This is a genomic window from Dokdonella sp. (assembly GCF_051958935.1).
In the GTDB taxonomy this organism is placed as follows: Bacteria; Pseudomonadota; Gammaproteobacteria; order Xanthomonadales; family Rhodanobacteraceae; genus Dokdonella_A.
Map to the genome: position 1 here is coordinate 1 of NZ_JBQCFP010000077.1, position 3,889 is coordinate 3,889.

The 3,889-nt window shown below is 65.1% G+C and carries 1 protein-coding gene; it reads left to right on the plus strand.

Annotated elements, in window-relative coordinates; genetic code table 11:
* Positions 1 to 716: 716 nt before the first annotated feature.
* A partial coding sequence (locus tag ACTHK2_RS06880) for a beta strand repeat-containing protein (protein WP_440244966.1) occupies positions 717 to 3,889 on the plus strand: 3,173 nt, incomplete at its 3' end.

The window sequence follows — 3,889 nt, forward strand, 5'->3', positions numbered from 1 at the left end:
GGACCCGACGGACAGCAGCTGGTCGACGATGGACAACCTGCTGGTCGGCACCGCCAACTGATCCCGTCCTTGGGATGAAACAGGAGGCCTCCCTCGCGGGAGGCCTCTTTTTTTGTGCCGTCGAAGGGCTGGCGAACGGACACGCCCGGCGTGGGCGTGTGCAGGAAGCAACCCCGAGGCTGCGCAGGTCGCGCAGAAGCAGCTTTCAGTTCCCATGCCGTTCTGACGCTCGGCGGAATGAAGGATTCGGAAGGTCAGATCCGAGTGCGGCCGGGCAAGATCGTGCGTTCCGGCCGGTGCAAGCCCTGGCTTCTTGGGGCAGGCACCCGCCACATGCCGAGGTATCGCGCTTGCGGCGCGGCGGGCGACCAACGGATCGATCTGCAGGCACGAAAAGCAGCCGAAGTGAGTGCTATAGTCCCCCCGCTCCACCCGCTGGAGCCGCCACGTGGCAACGGCATTCAAGGATCGATACCTTGGCTTCGCGAGCAGCATGAGCGCTGGCGGGCGTCGGGCTATCGCCCAGGCATACTCGGGGTTGCGCGTGATCCAATGACACCGCTGTATCGTTGGTCCCAGGGGAATTAACGCTTATCTGGTCTCGCGCCCATCGGCCTTTCGGCGGGTGCGTTTTCGCTGTTCTGCAAGCAGGTCGTCACCGATCCAGGGGGTATCGTATGAAACGCTTGTTGAAAACTGCTTTGGCGTGGGCCGCAATGGCCGCCACGCCCATGTTCGCCACGACGGCACACGCGGCTCTCGGCGTCTGTGACGCTGCGCCGCCCGTGGAAGTGGAGGCGACCGCGGGTACAACCGGGCCGACCAGCTATCCCACGCTCAAGGCTGCATTCGATGCGATCAATGCCGGTACCCATCAAGGGTCGATCGCGGTCGAGATCTGCGGCGATACCAGCGAATCGGCCAGCGCCGTGCTCGGCGCGAGCAGCGGAGCAGCGTCGTACACGGACATTTCGGTCAAGCCCGTCGGTGGCGCAGCGCGTATCGTGAGCGGAGCGATTGCGGCCGGCGGTCCGCTGGTCGATCTCGCCGGTGCGACCCACGTGACGATCGACGGCCTGAACAGCGCAGGCAATTCGCTGACGCTGTCGAACACCACGGTTTCAGCGACCGCGGGCACGAGCACCGTGCGCTTCATCAACGGTGCGTCGAACAATACGATCACGCACGCCACCATTCTCGGCTCGTCCAGCGCGACAGCGGCGACCGCAGGCGGCAACGTCCTGTTCTCGACGAGCACCGTCGCGGGTGGCAACAGCAACAATATGGTCGTCAGCAACCGGATCGGCCCAGCCGGCGCGAGCCTCATGACGAAGGGCGTCATGGGCCTCGGCACCGCGGCGAACCCGAATGTCGGCAATACGATCGCCGACAACGACATCTTCGACTTCTTCAGCGCGACGGTCTCGTCCGCTGGCGTCAGCATCCAGGCCAACAACAACAACTGGACGATCGCGAGCAACCGCATCTTCCAGACTGCGCCGCGTACGTTCACGGCGACTGCACAGCGCTATTCCGGCATCCTCGTCGCGTCTGGCGGCAATGCGTTCAGCGTCACCGGAAACCGGATCGGCTTCGGCGCCTCCGATGGCACGGGCACCACGACGATCTCGGGCTCGACCAACGAATTCCGCGGCATCGCGTTCACGAACTCGAGCACGACCGCCGGCAACTTCAGCCTCATCGCGGGGAACACGATCTCGGGCATCAATGTCACGTCGGGGCGCAACAGCACGACGACGGATCTCAGTTCCTTCATCGGCATCCAAAGCGGTTCCAGCGCCACCGACGCGCCGGCGACCATCACCGGCAACACGATCGGCAGTCTCGACGGCTCCTCCACGATCGTGGTCAACGCGAGTTCGACGACGGCGAATACTTCGCCGGTGCAGGGGATTCTCGATTTCAACTTCGTCGGGAACGTCAGCATCACCGGCAACAATATCGGCTCGATCACGATCAACAATGGGGGCACGGGCACCGTCGTAGGATTCCGCGGCATCCTCGTCGGTTCGACGACTGGCGTGACGCATACCGTCAGCGGCAACACGGTCGGCGGCAGCGCCGCCGGCGCGATCACCGACAACATCGTCGGTTCGGTCGCGATGTACGGCATCCAGCTCGGTGCGGCCAACGTCATTGCGAACGGCAACGTCGTCAGCAACATGGTCGCCAACTCGACGACGCCCAACGGCGTCGTGCTCAGCGGCATCCTCTCGACCGGTAGTACCGGCGCGAACACGATCTCGCAGAACACGATCCACTCGCTCAGCAACAACTCGGGTGCGGCCAGCAACTCGATCTATGCGCTGTACTGCAGTTTCGCCTCGGTAGCCGGCAACCTGGTCGAGCGCAACTTCGTGCATTCGCTTTCGATCAACTCGACCGCGACGACCAGCCAGCTCGTCGGCATCCTGCCTGTCGCGGGAAGCGGCACGTACCAGAACAACATGGTGCGTCTCGGCTTCGACGCAGCGGGCCAGCCGATCACGTCGGGCTATGTGATGTACGGCATGTTCGAGATCGCCGGTACCAACAACATCTACAACAACAGCCTCTTCGTCGGTGGGTCCGGCGTCGCTTCCGCCAGCAACACGTTCGGCCTGGTCAGCAATGTCACCACCGGCACGCGCAACTACATCGACAACATCATCTGGAACGCGCGCAGCAATGCATCGGGAACCGGCAGCAATTACGCGATCAGCCTCGCAGCGATCACGGGTGCGACGACGAACTTCAACGACTTGTACGCGTCCGGTACGGGCGGCATCACCGGGTCGTTGGCCGCGACCGACGCGCCGACGCTGGCAGCCTGGCAGCTGAGTTCGGGCCAGGACGCCAACTCCATTTCGTCCGATCCGCTGTTTGCGGCGGCGAACGGCACATTCTCGACGGTGGACCTGCACCTTTTGGCGGGTAGCCCGGCTGCGGGTGCCGGCGTATCGGTAGGCAGCGTCACGACCGACATCGACGGCGATCCGCGTCCTGCGAGCAATCCCGCGATCGGCGCCGACGAACCCGTCGCAGGGCCGGTCACGCATGTGGTCACGCCGAGCGTTGGCACGCCGTCGGGCACGATCAGCCCGAATACGCCGCAGACCGTCAACGACGGCGCCACGGCCTCGTTCACGCTGACCGCGGCCGGTGGCTTCCATATCGACAATGTCACAGGCACCTGCGGCGGCTCGCTCGCGGGCAACACCTACACGACCAACGCGGTGACTGCGGATTGCACGGTGATCGCGAATTTCGCCGCGGACATCGTCAACCACACCGTGACGGGCGTGGTCGGCACGCCGTCGGGTTCGATCACGCCGGCCAGCCAGTCGGTCGTCGATGGCGCGACGGCTACGCTGACGGAGACCCCGAGCAGCGGCTTCCACATCGACACGATCGGTGGCACCTGTGGCGGCTCGCTTGCAGGCAACACCTACACGACCAACGCGGTGACTGCGGACTGCACGGTGATCGCGAATTTCGCGGCGGACATCGTCAACCACACCGTGACGGGCGTGGTCGGCACGCCGTCGGGTTCGATTACGCCGGCCAGCCAGTCGGTGGTCGATGGCGCGACAGCCACGCTGACGGTGACCGCGAACAGCGGTTTCCACATCGATACGGTGACCGGCTGCGGCGGTTCGATGACCGGCGCGAACACGTACACCACCGGCGCGGTCACGGCCGACTGCACGGTCGTGGCGAACTTCGCGGCGGACGGCGGCGGCGGCACCTTCCCGCCGGACGAGAACTTCGACGAGGTCACGGCACCGGCGCTGCCGGCCGGCTGGGTCACGTCGACGACGACCGGCACGGACTTCACGACCGTGACGACGGCCTCGGACACGGCGCCGAACGCGGCGTTCGCGACCGA